This is a genomic window from Paenibacillus sp. SRL342, assembly GCF_984798905.1.
The window spans coordinates 6,930,384-6,951,842 of record NZ_OZ481790.1 but is presented as its reverse complement, the minus strand read 5'-3'; the positions used below and the strand labels follow the sequence as shown (position 1 = coordinate 6,951,842).

Annotated in this window: 14 protein-coding genes and 2 pseudogenes; 11 read left to right on the top strand and 5 right to left on the bottom strand. The window is 44.3% G+C overall.

Translation table 11 applies throughout. The features are described 5' to 3' along the window. Positions 1–32: 32 nt before the first annotated feature. The 6 genes from AC4E8D_RS30825 to AC4E8D_RS30800 all read left to right on the top strand — a co-directional run bounded on the left by AC4E8D_RS30825 (position 33) and on the right by AC4E8D_RS30800 (position 8,732). Complete coding sequence (locus tag AC4E8D_RS30825) at positions 33–1,010, top strand: LacI family DNA-binding transcriptional regulator (RefSeq protein ID WP_490205655.1); 978 nt, start codon at positions 33–35, stop codon at positions 1,008–1,010. Positions 1,011–1,036: 26 nt separating this feature from the next. Continuing rightward, positions 1,037–2,149 (top strand): glycoside hydrolase family 88/105 protein, encoded by a 1,113-nt coding sequence (locus AC4E8D_RS30820; RefSeq protein WP_490205654.1) that lies wholly within the window; start codon positions 1,037–1,039, stop codon positions 2,147–2,149. Continuing rightward, positions 2,146–3,210 (top strand): pectinesterase family protein, encoded by a 1,065-nt coding sequence (locus AC4E8D_RS30815; RefSeq protein WP_490205653.1) that lies wholly within the window; start codon positions 2,146–2,148, stop codon positions 3,208–3,210. The genes AC4E8D_RS30820 and AC4E8D_RS30815 overlap by 4 nt, the downstream gene beginning before the upstream one ends. Before the next feature lie 375 nt (positions 3,211–3,585). Next, positions 3,586–5,157, top strand: coding sequence for a chitinase (locus AC4E8D_RS30810; RefSeq protein WP_490205652.1), 1,572 nt, complete (start codon positions 3,586–3,588; stop codon positions 5,155–5,157). Continuing rightward, positions 5,158–7,257: a glycosyl hydrolase family 18 protein gene (locus tag AC4E8D_RS30805; RefSeq protein ID WP_490205651.1), complete on the top strand. Its 2,100-nt coding sequence runs from the start codon at positions 5,158–5,160 to the stop codon at positions 7,255–7,257. It abuts the gene before it with no gap. Between the two features lie 117 nt (positions 7,258–7,374). Beyond that, a protein-coding gene (locus AC4E8D_RS30800; protein ID WP_339306276.1) for an IS3 family transposase occupies positions 7,375–8,732 on the top strand; the annotation gives its coding sequence in 2 pieces (ribosomal slippage) (positions 7,375–7,828 and positions 7,828–8,732; 1,359 coding nt in all). Between the two features lie 144 nt (positions 8,733–8,876). On the opposite strand, the pseudogene AC4E8D_RS30795 reads toward AC4E8D_RS30800, so the two are convergent. Continuing rightward, positions 8,877–9,082 (bottom strand): annotated as a pseudogene (locus AC4E8D_RS30795) (IS3 family transposase); the annotation flags it as partial. Further along, positions 9,043–9,324 (bottom strand): HTH domain-containing protein, encoded by a 282-nt coding sequence (locus tag AC4E8D_RS30790; protein ID WP_221820007.1) that lies wholly within the window; start codon positions 9,322–9,324, stop codon positions 9,043–9,045. The gene AC4E8D_RS30790 and the pseudogene AC4E8D_RS30795, both read right to left, overlap by 40 nt. A gap of 323 nt (positions 9,325–9,647) precedes the next feature. On the opposite strand from AC4E8D_RS30790, the gene AC4E8D_RS30785 reads away from it, so the two are divergent. From AC4E8D_RS30785 to AC4E8D_RS30765, 5 genes and pseudogenes are all read left to right on the top strand, one after another. Continuing rightward, entirely contained in the window at positions 9,648–9,839 is a 192-nt protein-coding gene (locus AC4E8D_RS30785; RefSeq protein WP_221820006.1) for a hypothetical protein, read from the top strand. A 511-nt stretch (positions 9,840–10,350) separates the two neighbouring features. Further along, a pseudogene (gene lanM, locus AC4E8D_RS30780) lies at positions 10,351–13,151 on the top strand (type 2 lanthipeptide synthetase LanM); the annotation flags it as partial. Between the two features lie 34 nt (positions 13,152–13,185). Beyond that, positions 13,186–15,327 (top strand): peptidase domain-containing ABC transporter, encoded by a 2,142-nt coding sequence (locus AC4E8D_RS30775; protein WP_221820004.1) that lies wholly within the window; start codon positions 13,186–13,188, stop codon positions 15,325–15,327. Positions 15,328–15,555: 228 nt separating this feature from the next. After that, complete coding sequence (locus tag AC4E8D_RS30770; RefSeq protein ID WP_221820003.1) at positions 15,556–16,512, top strand: ABC transporter ATP-binding protein; 957 nt, start codon at positions 15,556–15,558, stop codon at positions 16,510–16,512. Further along, positions 16,509–17,249: an ABC transporter permease gene (locus tag AC4E8D_RS30765; protein ID WP_221820002.1), complete on the top strand. Its 741-nt coding sequence runs from the start codon at positions 16,509–16,511 to the stop codon at positions 17,247–17,249. Before AC4E8D_RS30770 ends, AC4E8D_RS30765 begins: the two co-directional genes overlap by 4 nt. 448 nt (positions 17,250–17,697) lie before the next feature. Here AC4E8D_RS30765 and AC4E8D_RS30760 read toward each other — a convergent pair whose 3' ends face one another. The 3 genes from AC4E8D_RS30760 to AC4E8D_RS30750 all read right to left on the bottom strand — a co-directional run bounded on the left by AC4E8D_RS30760 (position 17,698) and on the right by AC4E8D_RS30750 (position 21,452). Then, positions 17,698–18,270, bottom strand: coding sequence for an undecaprenyl-diphosphatase (locus tag AC4E8D_RS30760; protein ID WP_260632680.1), 573 nt, complete (start codon positions 18,268–18,270; stop codon positions 17,698–17,700). 541 nt (positions 18,271–18,811) lie between these two features. After that, positions 18,812–20,707 carry an FtsX-like permease family protein gene (locus AC4E8D_RS30755; protein ID WP_221820001.1) on the bottom strand — a complete coding sequence of 632 codons (1,896 nt, stop codon included), beginning with the start codon at positions 20,705–20,707 and terminating at the stop codon, positions 18,812–18,814. After that, entirely contained in the window at positions 20,682–21,452 is a 771-nt protein-coding gene (locus tag AC4E8D_RS30750) for an ABC transporter ATP-binding protein (protein ID WP_221820000.1), read from the bottom strand. The genes AC4E8D_RS30755 and AC4E8D_RS30750 overlap by 26 nt, the downstream gene beginning before the upstream one ends. Positions 21,453–21,459 lie beyond the last annotated feature (7 nt).

Sequence of the window (21,459 nt, the reverse complement as noted above, 5' to 3'; positions counted from 1 at the left end):
GGTTTCAGGCGTATGAGAGGTGTTGATTGATTTTGATAACCATTAAAGACATTGCCAAACTGGCGGGGGTGAGCTATAGCACGGTATCGAAGGCGCTGAATGATGATCCCGCGATCAAACCGGCAACAAAGCAGAAGGTGCTTGCGGTCGCGGAGAAACATCAATATCGGAAAAACATGCTGGCCCGGCAGCTCTCCACCGGCAGAAGCAACATCATCGGTTTTGTACTGGATGAGCTGAGCAATCCGTTATTCTCGAACATCTCCGGACGTCTGCACACCGAGCTGAAGAAGCGGGGATATCAGATGATCCTGGTTGTGGCGGATGATGGCGTGGATGTCTTCAGCCAGCTGCGCGTGGACGGATGTATTCTGTGGGACTATGCACTGGACAATCGGGAGATGTTCTGGAAAAAGTTCGCAACACTCAACATGCCATGTTTTGTGCTGGGTACAGATGAAGCGCCGAACTCTCCTTACATCAAGATTGACCGCAAAGAAGGGCTGTTCAAAGCAGTGGAGCATCTGAAATCGCTGGGCCACCGCCGAATCGGATTCATCGGAAACTCCCAGCATGTCAAGCTGGAGGGATACCGGGAAGCGTTGCAGCGTACGGGTCTGGCTTTTAACGAAGACCATGTGCTGCCAGCGTATTCCTCCTGGGAAGACGGGTATTTTGCCATACGTAATCATGCGTTTGGGCCGGATTCGCCGACAGCTTTTATTGGACTGAACAACCTGGTCACCCGAGGTGCGCTCCGGGCTTTACTTGAGGCAGGTTACAGCGTTCCACGCGATATCTCGTTAATCGGGTATGATGATCTACCGGATATGCAATATGCCGAAGTGGCTTTGACGACGATTGGCCCGTCTCTGGATGAACTGGCCGTGCAGGCAGCAGAGCTGATTGTATCGTTAATCCGTGATGAACAGGTCGACGTTCCGGTAGTTATTCAGCCCAAGCTGAACCTTCGCAATTCAACAGCAGTTAGTCATACATCTATTAGGTGAGTACAACATTCAAGGAGGAATTGCTTATGCAGGTACAGACACAGTTATCCTGGTCTGAGCGAATTGCAGCAACAATTATCCAGCAATGTGACGGGGACGGTTATCATGCGTTCCCTTCGGGACGATGGGCATACGTGGAAGGCATGACCTTGATGGCGATGGCACGAACCGGGCAGTATTATGGCAAGCAAGAGTATGTTGATTTTATGAAAAAACATATGGACCTGTATATCCAGCCGGACGGCTCTATTGGCACCTATACTTTGGAAGAATATAATCTGGATCAGATTAATCAGGGGAAAAACCTGTTTGCATTACTGGATGGTGCGGAAGATCAGCGTTACGCAGAAGCGGCGCATCTCCTGGCAGCACAGCTCGCAGGGCAACCCCGCACGTCGGAGGGCGGCTTCTGGCACAAAAAAATCTATCCATTCCAGATGTGGCTGGACGGCCTGTATATGTCCTCTCCCTTTCTGTCCGAGTATGCGAAGACATTTCATCGTCCCGAGTTATGGGATGAAGTTGCACATCAGATTTTGCTGGTCGAACGCCAGACCCGTGATCCGCGGACCGGACTGCTCTATCATGGCTGGGATGAATCGAAGGAGCAGGTCTGGGCAGATTCATTGACAGGTTGCTCCCCACATTTCTGGAGCCGGGCGATGGGCTGGTATGCCATGGCGATTGTAGACAGCGTGGAGCATTTCCCCGTGAATCATCCAAAGCGCGGAACCATCATCGGTATCTTCGAACGGATGTGCCATGCTTTGGTGCGCATGCAGGAGCAGGAGAGCGGGTTATGGTTCCAGGTACTGGATCAGGGTTTCCGCAAAGGCAACTATCTGGAAGCATCCGGATCAAGCATGTTTGTATATGCACTTGCTAAGGGTGTGCGACTAAGGTATCTGGAGCCGCATTTCAGAGCTGCGGCGGAGAAGGGATGGCAGGGACTTTCCTCCAGATTGGTGGAGGAGACGGCTGACGGCATTCGGTTAAACGGGATCTGTCATGGCGCAGGACTAAGCCTGGATCGGGATGGCTCGTACAACTACTATGTAACCGAAGCGGTTGTAAGCGATTCTTTTATGGGGGTGGCTCCGCTTCTGCTGGCAGCGCTGGAAATGGAGCGATTGCCATGACGCAGCAGAGATTGCCAAATACAGCATTGGAATCATCGGCTCCCTGTCTGACTGTTGCTTCAGATGGGACAGGGGATTATGTGACGATTCAGGCCGCAGTTGATGCGCTGCCGGAGAATGGCATCGGAACCGTTCCAATTCGAGTGAAGGCTGGTGTCTATCATGAGAAGCTGCATATGGAGAAGCCGGGCATCCACCTGATTGGTGAGGGGGCGGAGCAGACGATCATTACGTATGATGATCATGCACTCAAGAAGTTCCCGGACGGGTCGCCATATCATACGTTTCATTCCTATACGGCTTTCATTGGTGCCGATGATTTCACGGCAGAGGGGATTTCCTTCGTAAATGCTGCCGGGCCGGGCAAGCAAGTTGGTCAGGCCCTGGCCGTTTATGTGGATGGAGACCGGGCGGTCTTTCGCCGCTGTCGTTTGATCGGTCACCAGGATACAATCTTCACCGGCCCGCTGCCGGAGCAGCCCATGGATCGCAGTTATTTTGGTGGGCCACGCGATGGTGCCGAGCGGCGCAAACTGCGGCAGTATTTCGAGGACTGTTACATCGAAGGTGATATCGATTTTATTTTTGGCTCGGCTACCGTGGTGTTTAAGGGCTGCGAGATCTTTACGAAGAATCGCCTGACTGAAGCGGAGGCAGCGGATGGACAAGTGAACGGTTGGATTACCGCAGCCTCTACGCCAGAGGATGTGCGTTACGGCTATGTGTTTCTGGACTGTGATCTGACCAGCAATGCTCCGCCGCAGTCGGTGTATCTGGGCAGACCGTGGCGTCATCATGCCAAAGTCTGTTTTCTGAACTGCTGGATCGGCGCTCATGTGAAGCGGGAGGGATGGCACAACTGGAACAAGACAGATGCAGAGCAGACCGTTCAGTATGCGGAATACAACAGCGCCGGGCCTGGTGCCGGATGTGCTGCTGATCGTGTGCCTTGGGCCAAAATACTGACCGAACAGGAAGCGGCCGAGTACACTGTACCTCTGATTCTGTCCGGCGTAGATGGATGGCAGCCTTTGGAAGGGAGAGGGGAGCTGCGGCGGTAAGATATGCCCTCTTCTCTGCGTAATATCTAACATAGGTTTTCGTTCAAGTCTCCTAAGGACTTGAACGAAAACCTTTTTTGTGCGCTATATTACATTTTTCGCCCCCAATAGAACTATTTTATCCCTTATCTCTTTTGCATTTTACTGATTAAATACAGGGTGAGGATCTGTAAATTCCCTGTAAAATTTGGATGGTGCCTGCAAAAAAAGAACACGAGAGGGAAGGTCCATTTTGGTAAGGGAAGGGAGTGAAGTGACACGCAACATCAGATGGCTGAATGAGGCTGGCTCTAATCGATCACAGATCAGATGCAGGTGGACAATTGAAGTTTTGTTTGCAAGGTGAACGTATCCTTAGTACAGGAGGGATTTTGCTTGAATCAAGCTGTTCGATTCCGCCCGGTCATTACATTTGCTTTGACATTTCTTCTACTTATTTCGTGGTTTGCACCGAGAGCCGATGCCGCCGCCCAGTGGCAGGCAGGCACCGCATACAAGAAAGGAGACCTCGTAACATATCAAAATAAAGATTATGAGTGTATTCAGGCCCACACGGCGTTGACCGGATGGGAGCCCTCTGTTGTGCCCGCGTTGTGGAAATACGTCGGGGAAGGTTCGGGAGGGGAAACGCCAACGCCAGATACGGCACCACCTTCTGTTCCTGCGGGTCTGACTTCATCCTCTATCACGGACAACTCCGTGAGTCTTTCCTGGAATGCATCCACGGATAATGTGGGCGTAGCGGGGTATGAGGTGTACCGGAACGGCGTTCTTGTGACAAGTACTTCAACTACAACAGCTGTAGTCACTGGACTGACAGCCAGCACGACTTATGCTTTTACGGTAAAAGCCAAAGATGCCGCAGGCAATGTATCCGCTGCGAGCACCTCCCTCAGTGTAACAACTTCCAATGGATCTTCTAACCCTGAGCCAACCGGCAGCAAATGGCTGATCGGCTACTGGCATAACTTCGACAATGGTTCAACCAATATCAGACTTCGTAACGTATCAACAGCCTATGACGTCATTAATGTCTCCTTTGCCGAACCGATTTCACATGGCAGCGGAACGCTTGCTTTTACTCCATACAATGCAACGGTAGCCGAATTCAAATCCGATATTGCCTATCTGCAAAGCCAGGGAAAAAAAGTACTTCTTTCCATGGGGGGAGCCAACGGTACCATTGAGCTCACCGATGCGACCAAGAGACAGCAATTCGAAGATTCGTTAAAATCAATCATTTCCACGTATGGTTTCAATGGTCTAGATATCGATCTGGAAGGAAGTTCTCTGTCTCTGAATGCAGGGGATAGCGATTTCCGTAGTCCAACTACACCGAAAATTATTAACCTCATCCAAGGCGTGAAAGCGGTTAAGTCACACTTCGGCGCCAATTTCATCCTGACGGCTGCGCCGGAGACGGCCTATGTGCAGGGGGGATATCTGAGCTACGGCGGCCCTTGGGGAGCTTACCTGCCAGTCATCCATGCCTTGCGTAATGACCTGACCCTGCTTCATGTGCAGCACTATAACACGGGCTCCATGGTGGGGCTGGATGGACGTTCTTACGCCCAAGGAACAGCTGATTTCCATGTGGCTATGGCGGAGATGCTGCTTCAAGGCTTTCATGTAGGCGGCGGTACAGGCCCTTTCTTTAGTCCCTTGCGACCGGATCAGATTGCAATCGGTGTACCGGCTTCCCAGCAGGCTGCTGGAGGTGGTTATACAACCCCGGCCGATCTGCAGAAGGCATTGAATTATCTAATCAAAGGTGTGTCATACGGTGGTTCCTATACTTTGCACCAGTCTACGGGCTATGCGGGGATAAAAGGGATTATGACCTGGTCAATCAACTGGGACGCATATACGAATAACCAGTTTTCGAGCGCACATCGTCCGTTCCTGAACGGGCTGAGTATGCAAACGACAAAGGAGGTTGTGTATTAGATGATACATTTAAATAAACACACTGCTTTCAAGAAAACCGCAAAGTTTCTCCTGGGTCTATCCCTGCTCTTATCCGTCATTATTCCTTCTTTTGTGCTCCAACCCGCTACGGCAGCAGCTGCAGATTCTTATAAAATTGTTGGTTACTACCCGTCCTGGGCTGCGTATGGGAGAAACTATAATGTAACGGATATCGACCCAACCAAAGTCACGCATATCAACTATGCTTTTGCCGATATTTGCTGGAATGGTGTTCATGGAAATCCGGACCCTTCGGGCCCTAATCCGGTGACCTGGACGTGTCAGAATGAGAAGAGCCAGACAATCAATGTACCCAATGGCACGATCGTGCTTGGCGATCCATGGATTGATACAGGCAAGACATTTGCAGGGGATACGTGGGATCAGCCCATTGCAGGCAATATCAATCAGCTTAACAAGCTGAAACAGATCAATCCTAATCTGAAGACAATCATCTCCGTGGGAGGATGGACATGGTCCAACCGTTTCTCTGATGTAGCTGCGACTGCTGCAACGCGAGAGGTATTTGCAAACTCTGCCGTCGACTTCCTGCGGAAATACAATTTTGACGGGGTAGATCTGGACTGGGAGTACCCGGTATCAGGCGGACTTGATGGTAACAGCAAACGTCCTGAGGATAAGCAGAATTACACACTGCTTCTGAGCAAAATCCGTGAGAAGCTGGATGCTGCCGGAGCTGTGGACGGCAAGAAGTATCTGCTTACGATTGCAAGCGGTGCATCGACGACCTATGCCGCGAATACTGAGCTTGCCAATATAGCTGCCATCGTCGACTGGATTAATATTATGACATACGATTTTAACGGGGCCTGGCAAAAAGTCAGTGCGCATAACGCGCCGTTGAACTATGACCCTGCGGCTTCGGCTGCTGGGGTGCCGGATGCCAATACATTTAACGTGGCTGCCGGAGCACAAGGGCATTTGAATGCTGGCGTGCCAGCCGCTAAACTTGTGCTTGGTGTTCCATTCTATGGCCGCGGCTGGGATGGATGCGCACAGGCGGGTAATGGCCAGTATCAGACCTGTGCGGGAGGTTCTTCCGTTGGAACATGGGAAGCAGGCTCCTTTGATTTCTATGATCTGGAGACCAACTACATTAACAAAAACGGGTACACGCGTTACTGGAATGACACGGCCAAGGTGCCATATCTCTATAATGCGACCAACAAGCGTTTTATTAGCTATGACGATGCGGAGTCTATTGGATATAAAACCGTTTATATCAAGAGCAAGGGACTCGGCGGAGCAATGTTCTGGGAGCTTAGCGGTGACCGGAACAAAACACTCCAAAATAAACTGAAAGCCGATCTGCCTACCGGAGGTACAGTGCCTCCAGCAGATACGACGGCGCCAAGTGTACCCGGTAATGCCCGTTCGACAGGTGTGACGGCAAACTCGGTTACACTGGCTTGGAATGCTTCAACGGATAATGTGGGGGTTACTGGGTATAACGTCTACAATGGTGCCAATCTTGCTGCCTCCGTCAACGGAACGACCGCAACAATCAGCGGCCTGTCCGCGGGTACTTCCTATACTTTCACGATCAAAGCAAAAGATGCGGCAGGCAATCTGTCTGCAGCCAGTAATGTTGTAAACGTGAGCACTACGACTCAACCGGGAGGTGATACGCAAGCACCAACTGCACCGACGAATCTGGCATCAACCGCGCAAACAATATCCAGCATAACGCTGAGCTGGGCGGCATCTACGGATAACGTGGGTGTAACGAGTTATGATGTGTACAACGGAGCGGCTCTGGCGACATCCGTGACGGGAACGACAGCAACGATCAGTGGGCTTGCAGCGGATACCTCGTATACATTTACGGTAAAAGCAAAGGATGCGGCGGGGAATGGTTCTGCTGCGAGCAATGCGGTGACCGTGAAAACAACAGCAGGAACGACAAATCCGGGCGTTTCCGCCTGGCAGGCGAATACAGCCTATACTGTAGGACAGCTGGTCACCTATAGCGGTAAGACGTATAAATGTTTGCAGTCCCACACATCCTTGTCTGGGTGGGAACCATCCAATGTCCCTGCATTGTGGCAGGTTCAATAGTTAAAAAATGGATTACCACATTTTGAATTGAAACGTGCAGTAGACACGAAAAACCGCCGATCTTGAACTGCACCCCAATTGTTAGACACAACTACCAATTGGAGGTGCAGTTTTTTCATGACTAAATTCAGTTCAGATGAAAAAATACAAGCCGTTATGCGTTATAAAAAGGGATCAGAAAGCTTGAAAAGCATTGCAAAATCAATCGGGCTTCACCATTCTGGCTTTTTAAACTGGATTAGACAATATGAGCATCATGGTGAAAAAGCTTTTAAAAAGGGCTATACATCATATCCTGCGCAGATTAAACTAGACGTACTTCATTATATGAACGAATTTGGGACGTCTGTTAGAGAAACGGCTGCTATATTTAATATTCCTAGCCATAGTACCCTTTTAAGTTGGCAAAAAAGCTTGGAATTACAAGGGATAGACGCCCTTCAACCAAAGAAAAAGGGGCGCTCATCCATGAAAAAAGGATCTAAAGCACAGAAGAATCAAACGCTAGTAGAAGGATCTGTAGAGGCTTTACAAGCAGAGGTAGAGCGTTTGAAAATGGAGAATGCTTATTTAAAAAAGTTGAATGCCTTAGTTCGAAACAAGGAAAAATCACCAAACAAGACAAAGCTCAAGTAGTCTATGAACTAAGGAACGAATTTTCGGTGAAAGCACTTCTAAAGCTAGCAGATATCCCTCGTAGCACGTATTATTACGTGGTAAAAGCGTTTGGTACGGTAGACAAGGATTTAGAGCTAAAAGACATGATACAAGCGATTTATAAGGAGCATGAGGGACGCTATGGTTATCGTCGTATTCGCGACGAGTTAATCAATCGTGGACACCATGTAAATCATAAAAAGGTACAGCGTTTGATGAAAGTATTGGGATTAAAGTGTTTGGTACGTATGAAGAAATATCGTTCGTATAAAGGGACAATTGGCAAGATTGCACCGAACCTATTAGAACGCAATTTCCACGCTGAAAGGCCAAACGAGAAGTGGGTTACGGACATTACAGAATTTAAATTATTCGGAGAAAAACTATATTTATCTCCCATACTTGATCTGTATAACGGAGAAATCATTACATATACGATTGGTTCAAGACCGGTCTACTCGCTTGTTTCCACGATGTTAGATCAAGCATTTTGCAGTTTAACAAATAAAGATAAACTCCTCATTCATTCGGATCAAGGTTGGCACTACCAGATGAGACCGTATCGTCATGCCCTTGAAGAACGTGGCATCACGCAAAGTATGTCCCGTAAAGGTAACTGCTACGATAACGCCGTCATGGAGAATTTCTTTGGCATCATGAAATCCGAATTATTATATTTAAAGGAATTTGAAAGTGTCTCACATTTTAAACAAGAGCTATCCAAATACATCGATTATTACAACAACAAACGCATTAAGGCAAAACTAAAAGGCATGAGTCCGGTACGATACCGGATTCATGCCCAACAAGTTGCCTAAAGATATAATCTGTCTAACTTTACGGGGTCACTTCATCTTTGATCCGGTGGTTTTTCTCTCATGTGAATGAAACACTCGCCGTAGTTAGCATCCGGCAAAAGGTAGGCTGAGGCCAACAAGCCAACACTAGGGATCTTTAGTCCAGTGGTTGTAGTAGACATATAGGCTTTAACTTCTTGTTTGGCTTCATCCCGTTTGGCGCAGTTCTTTAACGAGATTTCATCCTTAAAATGATCAAAGAACGACTCCTGCGGTGCGGTATCCCAGCAGTTCCCTCGTCTGGACATCGATTGACCAAGCCCCATACGTTTCACTGTCTTCTGAAAATCTGGATGAGTGTAGTGAGTTCCTGTTCTCCTTGTTCCTGGTAACTTGCTCTCCGTTGGTCGGCTGCGGCGTTAATCCGGGTCATGTCGATGATCTGAACATCGAATCCACAAGACTCAAAAGTTTCTCTGGGCAGCTGTCCTTGTTGATTCGATGCAATAAAGATTTGTTTGAATTCGTCCGTATACGCTATTCCCTTGGTCGATACAGATTTCACATAGAGGTTTACAGAAAGTTGCTCTACTTCGCTAAATCCTTTGCTCATTCTGAGCAATCTCGTATTCAAAGAATTTTATGTGATTGATTTTAGTTTCTTTAGGATCAGTCCTTTAATTAGCTTCATGAGGTTAAAAAATTTGAAATGTATAACTACTAAATTTCGATATAAATGTATATGAATCTCCAAATAAACTTATTATATCTAAATATTTTTAAATATATCTATTAAATCTATTTACTTCCATAAATACATATGGTAATATTGCCCATATAAGTAATTGGTACTTAAGAACCAATTGGAACACTATTATCATATTGAACAATGAATACCCTGCTGAGCAGGATGAGTTATGAAAGGAGGTGAAAACTATGAAATTGAAAAATCAAATGGAAAATACTAATGCAGCTACATATAATCCAGTAGGAAGTGTGCTATCTGAATTGACAGACACTGAGATGGATACAGTGGCTGGTGGTGCTCAGGCACAAGGCTTTACAGATGGTAATTGTGTTAAGAGCATTACGGCTGATTGTACCCCAGGATGGACATGGGTATGTTAATAAACAGCTGAAATTTAAATGTTATTGCAATCATTGGGCTAGTTGATACACGGTAGTAACAGAATGATAATGAGTTAGGTTTGACATGGATTTTATAAGGAGGGCATTCTGCTGATATTATCGGAGCATTATAAATGATGCTGCCGAGGATACAGCTAGAAATGCCCTCTTATCCATGTAGGTATATCAATTATCTGTTTCTTCTAAATTATCGAAAGGTTGTTATTATACATTGATAAATACTAGTGAAAAGATAAAATATTGGGCAAAATTTTTCTATGATAAAGAAGAATATTTGGAAAAAAGTCTCAAAGAAGTGTCAAATTTAGAAGTCGATACTATTTCAAATATAAAAAAAATTGACTCATCATGGGAATTGAAATGGGAAAATTTGTTGCTAATTGACTCAATGGATGAATATATTCCCGCTACTCCGCCTGAATTTTGGGGATTTACTGAACGTTTCCTCTTACTTGCTATCAATAAATTGGAAGAAAACATCAGTGATTCAGATTCTCGTATTTTACATACAAGTAGTTCTTTTTTTAAAAGGCTACTTTCTTCTTTATTCGAAAGAATCATGGATTGCAGTTACAAAACTTTAATATTGGAATTGAATGTATTAAGTAATCAGGGACTTTTGAGAGGAGAAACTCCAGAACAGAGGTACCAGTACTTTGAAAATTTGCTACATGATAAAGAGTATTTAAGACAATTGGCCAATGAATACCCAGTGTTAATACGTTCATTGCTTCGTATAACTGAAAAATGGACAGCCCATGTTAGTGAAGTGTTAGATAGGTTCAAGGCTGACTATCCAAAAATTGTTTCACATATGCCTGATGTCAACCAGTTCGGTAAGCTTGTCCAGTTACATATTGGGGCAGGTGATACTCATGATGGACGAAGTGTAACGATTCTAGAGTTTACAACAGGAGGCAAATTAGTATATAAACCTCGTTCATTAAGAGTTGATAAAGAATATTACAAAATTTTGTCTTGGATGCAGCATTTTGGCGTTCCTCACACAAAAATGATAAAAAATTTAGATTGTGGAAGTTATGGCTGGACAGAGTTTGTAGAGCATTCTGAGTGCAATTCCACTGAGGAAATTAGTGGATTTTACAAAAACATGGGCGTAAATTTGGCTATAATGTATATGTTTAACGCCACAGACTTCCATTATGAGAATATTATTGCGCATGGATCTAGCCCTGTTGTAATTGATCTAGAATCCTTATTTCATAGACATATAAGTACGAAGAAATTTGAACATAACGCCAGTGGCCATGCATATGAAATTATATCTCATTCTGTGATGTCTTCTGGCATGTTACCACAGTACATTTTTAAGTCAGATACGTACTCCGGTATAGACATCAGTGGTATTTTCGGACACGGTGGAAAAAAGTACCAAATGTACTGAATCTCACTCACAGAGGGACAGACCGAATGAGGTTAGAAAAAGGGGAGGGAGAATCTAGTAAGACCTATAATCTTCCATATTATAATAATGAAGTTGTAGATAGTTATCGTTATATTGACGACATTGAACAAGGTTTTGCTCAAGCTTACAGGATTATGATGGAAAACAAGCACAGACTGAAAGAAATGATCCGAGAGTTTGATGATGTTAGAGTTAGAGTAATCGTGCGAGATACTAGAGCGTATGGTGAATTAATGCGTACCCTATACCATCCTGACTTATTACGAGATGAATTAGATCGTAAAGTTGTTTTGCATCGATTATGGTTACAATGCTTAGCCGATCCTAAACATTTAAAATTTGTTTCCCACGAGATGCGTGATATTGAAGACGGGGATATCCCTATCTTTTACACTTCTCCGTCCGAAAGAGATGCTTGGTCATCTAATAATGAACGAATCCCTCAGTTATTTGAACAATCAGGTATAGAGGTTGTAATAAACAAAATCGATAAAATGGGCGAGAAGGACCTAAAAGAACAGTTACAGTTATTAAATATGTCTGTTTTGTCATCTAAGCCTGATCTTTATACTTATTGTTTTCCTGAAATTCAATTTATAAAATCAAACGACGTGTTAGGGTCTAATTGGAAAGACGAGTATGTCCAATTAGCTATTTCAATTGGAGAAAGTTTAGTTCAATCAGCAGTTATATCTTCAAGTCCAGCAGCTGATGATATAACATGGATTGGCTTAGTAGCCAATAGTGAGGATGAAAGAAAACTGAGACTCGTTCCTGTAGGAAATGATCTTTATAATGGGAATGGCGGAATTGCTTTATTTTTGGGTTATTTATCTGAACTAACTACAAATAACAATTATAAAGATATGGCCCGAAAAGCTTTGCAGCCGTTGATTGAAATTATGAGAAATACGTATCAATCAAATGATGTATCGTTAAACGTTGGGGTATTTGAAGTTGGTAGCATTGGTGGTGGCGTATTTACTACCTATCAATTATCACGCTTATGGAATGATGAAGATTTACTACAAACTGTTAAAGAATTTCTTCCTTATTACTGTAACCTCATTGATAAAGATACCTCATTCGATTATATCGGTGGTGCAGCTGGAGCTATTGATGTGCTTTTACATGTATATCATGGAACCGGATGGAAACAGGCGCTACAAGGTGCAGAGAAATGCGCTGAACATTTGCTTCAGAATGCTCAAACCTTGCCAGATGGTAGTATGATTTGGTTGACAACACCAAATAGTAAGCCTTATGTAGGGTATTCCCATGGCGTATCTGGAATTATTGCTTCATTATCATCGTTATATAGGGTCACTCAACATAAAAAGTACATTGAATATATTGAAAAAGGTTTACAGTATGAGCGTGCAAACTATAGTGCTGAATTGAAAAATTGGATTACTCCTAATGATACCGCAAGGGTAACATGGTGTCATGGTGCACCGGGTATATTATTATCTCGACTACGATTGTTGGAAAATGGATATTGGGATGCACATATTGATCAAGAGATTAATATTGCGCTTGAAACAACTCTTAAATTAGGCTTTGGGACAGAACCTGTCTATTGTCATGGTGATTTTGGACAATTGGAAATATTACTTTATGCTAATTCAGTTTTGGAGCGTAATGAGGATACTATCAATATAGTCAGAGCGTATCTGCTCAGACTTCTAAATGATCAACCATGGAATAACACAGGTGTCCATCGTGCATTTGATATTAAAGGATTAATGGGTGGTCTTTCGGGTATTGGATTTGGGCTATTAAAACAGGCATTTCCGGAAAGAGTTCCTAATATTTTAAACCTGGAAAATGATAAATTCTTCCCTTCCATCTCAAGGCTAACTGTGTGATCTTAAATCAAAGTAGAAGGGAGAGAATGTAATGGCTCGTCGGCGTGTACCCTATGTCGAGCAGATGCATCAGTCAGAGTGTGGACTTTGTTGCCTTGCAATGATATCTGCATACCATAAGAAAGAGATTTCATTATCTCGCCTACGTGAACGGGCAGACGTTGGACGAGATGGTACAACGCTGTTGCAACTAAAGAAAATTGCTGTGAGCTTAGGCTATGATGTAAAAGCTTATCGCATTGAACATATTGATCAATTTCAATTACAGCAAGTTTCTTTACCAGCCATTCTGCATTGGAACCAAGGTCATTTTGTAGTTTTGGAAAAGATAGATAATAATTATGCCCGTATTGTTGACCCACGTTTTGGGAGAATTAAGCTGTCATTAAAGAATTTCAGCGAGCAATTTTCTGGATTTTTAATGACAGTGGGGTTAACCGAACAAATCGACATTGAGAAAAGCCCAAATATTTGGTTAGATGTTTTAGTCCATGTAAAAGCGCATAAAAATCTGTTTGTATATGTTTTTCTTATTACACTAGCTTTGCAATTCATAGTTATAGGTATGCCTTTATTCATGAAGCATGTTATTGATGAAGTTATGATCCCTAAAAAATCCAGTTTATCTATAATGATTTTTATATCTGTAGTCAGTTTTCTACTTGCTTACATGATAATTACATTCGTGCGCAGTCGTGTTTTGGTTCGATTACACAATGCTTTGGACTATGAGATGCAGACACGCTTTTTTTCACATTTATTGAAGTTACCTTTTCCGTTCTTCTTACTGCGCTCGTATGGGGACATGCTTTTTCGAATGAATAGCTTGGTCACAATTCGAAATCAGCTGTCAGGCGCTCTGATTACAGGTATATTGGATAGCTTCATGTTATTTGTATTGTCTGGTTATATGTTGTTCATATCTCCATTGCTTGCGATGATTGTATTTTTGCTTGTGAGTATAAATATTTTGTTAGTAATTTTCACTAAACAATATGTAGCCGAGATTAATCAGCAACAAGTGGTGGCTACGACAGAAGTACAAGCAGTGCAGACAGAGATGCTGTACGGTATTATGGGTGTGAAAATATCAGGGACAGAACAACAAGTATATTCCCAATGGCTTAATAAATTCAAACATTTATTGCAAGTATACCGCCGTAAGGAAAATCTGAATAGCTACATTACAACAATTAGCAATGGATTGCAATTTATGTCACCACTCGTTGTGCTAAGTATCGGCGTTATGTTAATTACAGGGGAATACAGTTCTATGACTGTTGGTATGGTTGTCTCATTTCAAGCGATTGCGACTCTTCTTTTTACTACATCATCAAGCCTCATGAATACGATAAATTCATATATTCTTACGACTACTATTTTGAAACGAATTCATGACGTGTTGGAAGCTCCACCTGAGCAGAATGAAGGTAAACTGCAATTAAAAGTACTAGGTGACATCAGACTATCACATGTTAGCTATTCCTATTCAAAGTATAGTCCGATCGTTATAAATGACATTTCATTACACATCAAATTAGGACAGAAGATAGCCATTATTGGACAATCTGGCTCTGGAAAATCAACTTTAGCTCATTTGATAATTGGGTTATTTGCCCCGATATCCGGTGAGGTATACTATGATGGTTATGGAACATCGGATTTGGACATGCAATACGTACGTAAACAGATGGGGATAGTGCCGCAGGATATATCATTATTCAATCGTAGTGTTTTTGATAATATTGTCATGCACCAGGATGGTGTAACTATGAATGAAGTAGTGCGGGCAGCAAAAGCAGCAAATATTCACGATGAAATTATGTCGATGCCGATGCAATATCAGACAGTTTTAGCTGAAATGGGTAGAAATATTTCAGGAGGACAACGACAAAGAATCGCCTTAGCCAAGGCAATTTTAAATAACCCATCAATACTTGTATTAGATGAAGCAACGAGTGCATTGGATCATATAACTGAGGCTCGAGTAGATGCATATTTATCAAGTATTAAATGCACACGAATTGTGATTGCCCATCGGTTATCGACCGTTATGAACAGTGACATGATTATTGTCTTGGAGAATGGAAGGGTTTGTGATGTAGGAAATCACAATCAGTTGTTACATACTTCAAGCTATTATCAATATTACTATCAAGAAATGAGTTCATAACTGTTTTTATATGGCGGGTTTTCAATCAAGTAGATGTGAGGATCTCATGGACTTATTCTCCTGTGTGAATGTAGTTGTTTGTGACTTTATTCTACACGGATTAGACCATGGGCTCTTTTTATTTTCTAGATAAGATGCTGTAAAGTATATTACAATCTGTAATATAAAGGATTTTCTTGTTGAATTAAACAAAATTGAGTTGCACAGATACATTGAGGAGGGAGACATTTGAAAACGATATTATCGGTAAAACACCTAACGAAAGAAATTAAGGGCAAGTTGATTGTACAAGACATATCGTTTGATGTGGCAGCAGGGGAGATTATCGGACTACTTGGTGCCAATGGAGCGGGCAAGACAACCACGATGAAGATGATGGTTGGTCTAAGCAAAGTAAGTGCCGGGGACATTCATATCGCAGGTTATAGCATTAAGACTAATTTCTCTAAAGCCCTCCCTAATGTGGGGGCCGTGATTGAAGCCCCTGCATTCTATCCATATTTAAGCGGATATGAAAATCTACGCCAATATCAGCGGTTGCACAGAAATGCAAGTAAAGAGTGGCTGTCAGAGGTGGCTAGCCTGGTCGGGATAGAATATGCGCTTAAGCAGCGAGTAGGCACATACTCCATGGGAATGAAGCAAAGACTGGGTATAGCACAAGCACTACTACGTAAGCCAAAGTTGCTAGTTTTGGATGAGCCAATGAATGCACTCGATCCTGCTGGTGTGCGGGAAACACGAAACTACTTAAATCGAATAGCTGCCGACTTGGGAGTAGCAATTGTAATCTCTAGCCATCAACTATCAGAGATCGAGCAGATGGCGCGCAGAGTGATCATTATACAGCATGGTCGTTTAGTGACAGAACAGCAAATTGGTAAGGGTATAAATGATGACATCTTCTGTATTACTCTTCATATTGATAACATTGAGCGAACAAGAGAAGTTATGGCCAACTTGTATAGGCATGATCAAAATGCATTGGAATATAAGCAATTGGATAAATTATCCAACCACCTGTATACTATTACAATAGCTATTGATGAAGGTCAAGTTCCAAAGCTCATCCGAACATTATGTGATGCTAATGTGAACGTTCATCGGGTGTTCCAGGCACATACCAGTTTAGAGGATAAGTTTTTAGAATGGACAACTGTGCAAGATGGGGGTGAGTTAAGTTGATATGGAATGAATGTTTGAAGATAGTGAATAAAAAAGTCTTTATTTTTTCACACCTTGGTTTTATTGTGATGACGTTACTGTTGTCTTCGTCGTACATCAGTGGTCTTGAGGCTGATGTTACAGTGGCTCAAATGGTAGGTTCTTTGCTTAGTTTATCGGGAATGCTTGTTATTTTACCTTGGGCGATAGTTATGTCCCCTCTTATTTGGACGGATGAGTATCATTATGGTACTCTGAAACAGCTATTTCTGCATACTTCTTCGCGCTTACGGTTGTATTTTGCCAAAATTGTTGCGATGATCTTGCTCATCAGTTCGGGTGTTTTTAGTATATTCCTGATTTCTTTGGTATTAAATCTCTTAGCAGTTCCACAAAACATTCAATGGGGGGACATGACAGTTGTTATATACATTATCGGAGCTCTCGTATTGCAATGCTGCCTATATGCAAGCTTAGCGTCATTTATAGGCGTATGGACGAGATCAGCTGCTTTCGGGGTAGGCGGAAGCTTAGTGTTATACTTTTTTCAGTTAATATTTGAAAATAGCCTTTTATCCATATCATGGACGCACATTCTATTCATTCATCACGATGATTTAAGTGTCTACTGGAGCACATCACAACATAAATCAGAATTAGTTGGCTTACCTATATCGTTAATGATAGACATCATCTATATTATATTTTTCTTTGCAATTGGATTATGGTTCTTCGTTAAGGAGAGAGGGGCAGAATAAATATCATTCGGAGCTTAAGGGCTGTAGGATGACTTGAAGCCTTGTGGCTATGATAGCCAACATAACTAGGCTTTTTTTTGTACTTTACGCTGAAAGGAACAATCATTCGGCAAAATAAAGGGATCAAAATCATAAATCCACTTATTAAAGACTCGTAAAAAAAGCAGTAGCCAATCTAGGAACCAAGAAGTTCTAGACCTGCTACCGCTTTTTATTGTGCGCTACAAACCACTAAAGATAATACCTGCTTATTTCTCCTTGGTTGGTTTGGCCTGAATAACAAGAAGAAATACCATATAATTGGCTTTGTGCTGCGTTCCTTAGTGTACGGAAATCGGTGAGTTTACTGGATTTAATTACACAGTGTACGTTTTGCGCATTTTTGTTTAAGACCAGATACATAGCAATTGTTTCGACATATCGTAACAAACCTGGTACTGGCGGGAATTTACATACTACCAGACTTACGTTGGACAGGTAATACGCGCTGTTCCATTTTTTCATATAAAGCCAGAAACCGCCTGATAATCCCAAGCTTTGGTGCCAACCAATAGATGAACAAAGCTGAAATGATGCCAATCAACGCTCCCACTGCGATATCTATTGGATAATGAACTCCAACCCAAACGCGGGAGACAGCACCACAACAAGCAAGCGCCAGCCAGAGCCACCCACCCTTTCTCCGGACAAGCCAGAAGGAGACAGAGATGGAAAAAAACAAAATCGTATGATCGCTCGGAAAAGAATTATCTATATCATGGTTTAGGAGTTTGTTGACATTTGGCAATACCGCGAACGGCTGATAATGCTCATAAAACTTGCCTACCAATTTACCGATGATCTCTGCCAGAACAAAAGCAAGCCCTGCCTGGATAACCATCATCCGATTCCGGCTGCTGCGGGTGAACCAATAAACAAGCATTGTTAACGCTAGTACATACAGCATATATTCCGCCACAAATACAGCAGCTGGATTCAGAAAAGTAAACTGTTTGCCCAGATCATTAATCGTCCGGAACATATCAATATCCCATTGAAACAAAATCCCACCTCCACCTGAATTTCCAACTTACAATGGAGAACTCCAACCAGCCTACCTCAGTGATTATCCATTTTTTTGAAGTAGGCAATTGTTGCCACTAGTCCTAACGGCAGCAGCATAAAGAGACACATAGGAGTAGAACGAAGGGTATGCAGGAACTCCGCAATCAAATGCACGACTGACTATGGAAAAATCGCTTTATAGTCATAGTTTGCGATACTATATTCGCCATCTCAAACACAACTGTAAAAATAATGGTTTACACGCAGTTAGTTTTTTTGCGCATGTTGTAATAAACATCGTCGGGGCCGACAATAGAAACAGCTAACTTCACCCAACATAATACCGATTCTTAGCTGTTAGATGACGCCACATGACGTAATCCCGAAAAACAGGAATATCAACATTACGATAATACGTTTACAGGACGTCCTCTATCGGCAATCTGCTATACTCTTCTGTCTCTTTGCATGAACAGGTCGTACAAATCGTCCCCTTGTAACCGTTCTTTAATACGAGATTATCCGGTTCCACCGGACCGAAGCTGCCGCAAATAGCCGCTGCGGATAACTAGGAAGTACACGATTTGAATGATCGCGAATGCACTCAACACGATTATCGACTCTTTGATGAGCGAAAAATTGAACATGCCCTGCAGTGCCGTCAGTGCCACTGCACCGTGAATGAGCGCGATGGCAATCGGCAGGAAGAACAGAATAGCCATCTGGCGAGTGACGATCTTCGACAGCTCACGGCTGGTCAGCCCGAGCTTCATGATTGAAGCGTACTTCGCCTTGTCATCATCCAGATCCGTGTACAGTCGGAAATAGAGGAAGCTGCCGGACGCCACAAAGAATACCACGCCAACGAACAACCCAACGAACATCACTGCGCTATAGCTCTGAAGCAACTGCTTGATGTGGAACGCGAGTGAGAAGAAGCTATCATTCTTGGAGTGGCCAATCTCATTGTTCAGCTGCTGGCCGACTGCTTCTGTCGCCTTCCAGTCACTGACTGCGAACACATAGTAGCCCTCGGACGATTGCGGCTCTGGCAGCTGCTCGTAGCGGTCATCATTCATGACATAGTACTTGTTGTACTTCGACATGTACTCCGACATTAAGAAGGAGGCACTCTGTGTGATCAACAGTGGTTTTCCGCCGCCTTCCACGGCCAGCTCCTGCTCGTCGAAGGATTCGCCTCTTCCGTCTATTGAGTTGTACTGGACGATAGCCGCTTCGTTCGCTCCTAGTTTCAACTTCTGATCCCCGGCGACAACGGCAAATGTGTTGTACATTGACTCGCTGACGATCATCACCGTTTCGTTGCTCTCGGCTCGTTTGTAAGAGCGCAGCTCGGCCTGTAGCTTCGTGAAGGGAATTCCCTCCACGAAAAGTTTATGTTCGATCACATCCACCGCCGAGGCGGCCTGTTCCGGAGAGTTCCCCGCATACGAGATATATTCAAAGGCGAACGGTTTTTCAATCGACTCAGTAAGGATCGTCTTGAACCCGACTAGGGCACCGATTGCTGAGAAAGCGACAGTCGACAGGATCGTCACAAGGAAAAAAGTGCGGGCATTGTCCTTCATCCGATATGCAAGATCGTTGAAAAACAACAAGTTCGTTCGTCGCCAGTATAGCCTCCGGTTGTGCTTCAAGCCGCGGATCGTATATACGCTCAATTGAGTGAACAAAAAGTACGTCCCGACGACGACCGCCACTGTCACTGGCAGCAATGCATACACGACCATCAAGCCTTCGACGACCAGCGACACACCATATCCACAACCGATCAGTGCGAGCGACGCGAGTGACAGCCAGATCGAAGCGCGGGGCTCAGGCCGGGGCTTGGTGGATCCTTTGAGTAGGTCAATCAGCTTGTTGCCACGAAAGAACAGCACCGTGAATAGCGAGATGCCCAGAAAAAGCAGCATGAACGCGGCAAAGGTCAGAACGAGCGCTCGGTACGGCATGTAGAAGGGGAGCTCTTCCTCCATCCCAATCAGCGACTCCGCCGCAAGCAACAATATCTTGGATAGTACCAGCCCGGACGCGACGCCAGTCAGCGTGGCGCCGAAACCAATCACAATATTTTCGATAAATACGAGCCTCCGGAGCTGCATATTGGTGATGCCGAACATGACCAGCAATCCGAACTCTCGGCTGCGCGACTTGATAAAAGCGCTCATTGAATAAAGGACAAAGAAGAATGAGAATAGGTAGATGAGCATCTGCGCCACTAGTAATCCGATCGTTACCGGACTGCCGATTTCTCTCGTTGCCAGCCCCGGATGAAAGGCGAAAACGCCATAGACGAAAAACACCATCACCGCAAATGCGCTGCTGAGAAAATACGCTATGTACAGGCGTTTGTTGCGCATGACGTTATTAAACGCGAATTGTTGAAAGGTCATGCGCATTCCCTCCAAGCAGTGACAGTACATCGATGATTTTTTGGAAGAACGCCTGCTGGCTGTCCCCGCGGTGAATCTCGTTGTAGAGTTCACCGTCCTTGATGAACAGCACACGGTGACAGTAGCTGGCCGCTAGCGCGTCATGCGTGACAAGCAGCATTGTCGCCCCGTCCGCCCGGTTGATCGCCGTCAGCGTCTCCATAACGTCCCGAGATGATTTGGAGTCGAGGTTACCTGTCGGTTCATCAGCCAGCAGCAGCTTCGGCTCGTGAATGATCGCCCGGGCGATGGCCGTTCTCTGCGCCTGTCCGCCAGATACTTCATAGGGCCACTTGTCCAGAATGGAGGCGATCCCAAGCCTGTCAGCGATTCTCTGCGCCTTCTCCTCCATCGTGCGCACCTTCTCACCTTCCAGCGTCAGTGGCAGCACGATATTTTCTAAAATTGTCAGTGTGTTAAGCAGATTGTAGTCTTGAAAAATAAATCCAAGCTGTTGTCGGCGGAACCGGGCGAGCGCGTTGTGGCCCAATTGGTGTGGGTTCTGGCCGTCGATGAGCACTTCACCGGAAGTCGGATTGTCGATCGTCGCGATCAACTGTAGTAGCGTCGTCTTGCCGCTGCCCGATGGCCCCATAATGCCGACAAACTCGCCCTTCTCGACGCTGAACGATATATCGCCGAGTGCCCGGTGCATGACCTGGCCGCTGTAAATCTTGCCCAGATGAGTTGTTCGCAGAAGTTCCATATCCTCG

Excerpts from the sequence above, each read along its gene's own strand:
- AC4E8D_RS30775 (WP_221820004.1), top strand. The coding sequence starts at position 13,186 with ATGGCTCGTCGGCGTGTACCCTATGTCGAGCAGATGCATCAGTCAGAG.
- AC4E8D_RS30760 (WP_260632680.1), bottom strand. The coding sequence starts at position 18,270 with ATGTTCCGGACGATTAATGATCTGGGCAAACAGTTTACTTTTCTGAAT.
- AC4E8D_RS30820 (WP_490205654.1), top strand. The coding sequence starts at position 1,037 with ATGCAGGTACAGACACAGTTATCCTGGTCTGAGCGAATTGCAGCAACA.
- AC4E8D_RS30790 (WP_221820007.1), bottom strand. The coding sequence starts at position 9,324 with ATGAGCAAAGGATTTAGCGAAGTAGAGCAACTTTCTGTAAACCTCTAT.
- AC4E8D_RS30755 (WP_221820001.1), bottom strand. The coding sequence starts at position 20,707 with ATGACCTTTCAACAATTCGCGTTTAATAACGTCATGCGCAACAAACGC.
- AC4E8D_RS30750 (WP_221820000.1), bottom strand. The coding sequence starts at position 21,452 with ATGGAACTTCTGCGAACAACTCATCTGGGCAAGATTTACAGCGGCCAG.
- AC4E8D_RS30815 (WP_490205653.1), top strand. The coding sequence starts at position 2,146 with ATGACGCAGCAGAGATTGCCAAATACAGCATTGGAATCATCGGCTCCC.
- AC4E8D_RS30785 (WP_221820006.1), top strand. The coding sequence starts at position 9,648 with ATGAAATTGAAAAATCAAATGGAAAATACTAATGCAGCTACATATAAT.
- AC4E8D_RS30805 (WP_490205651.1), top strand. The coding sequence starts at position 5,158 with ATGATACATTTAAATAAACACACTGCTTTCAAGAAAACCGCAAAGTTT.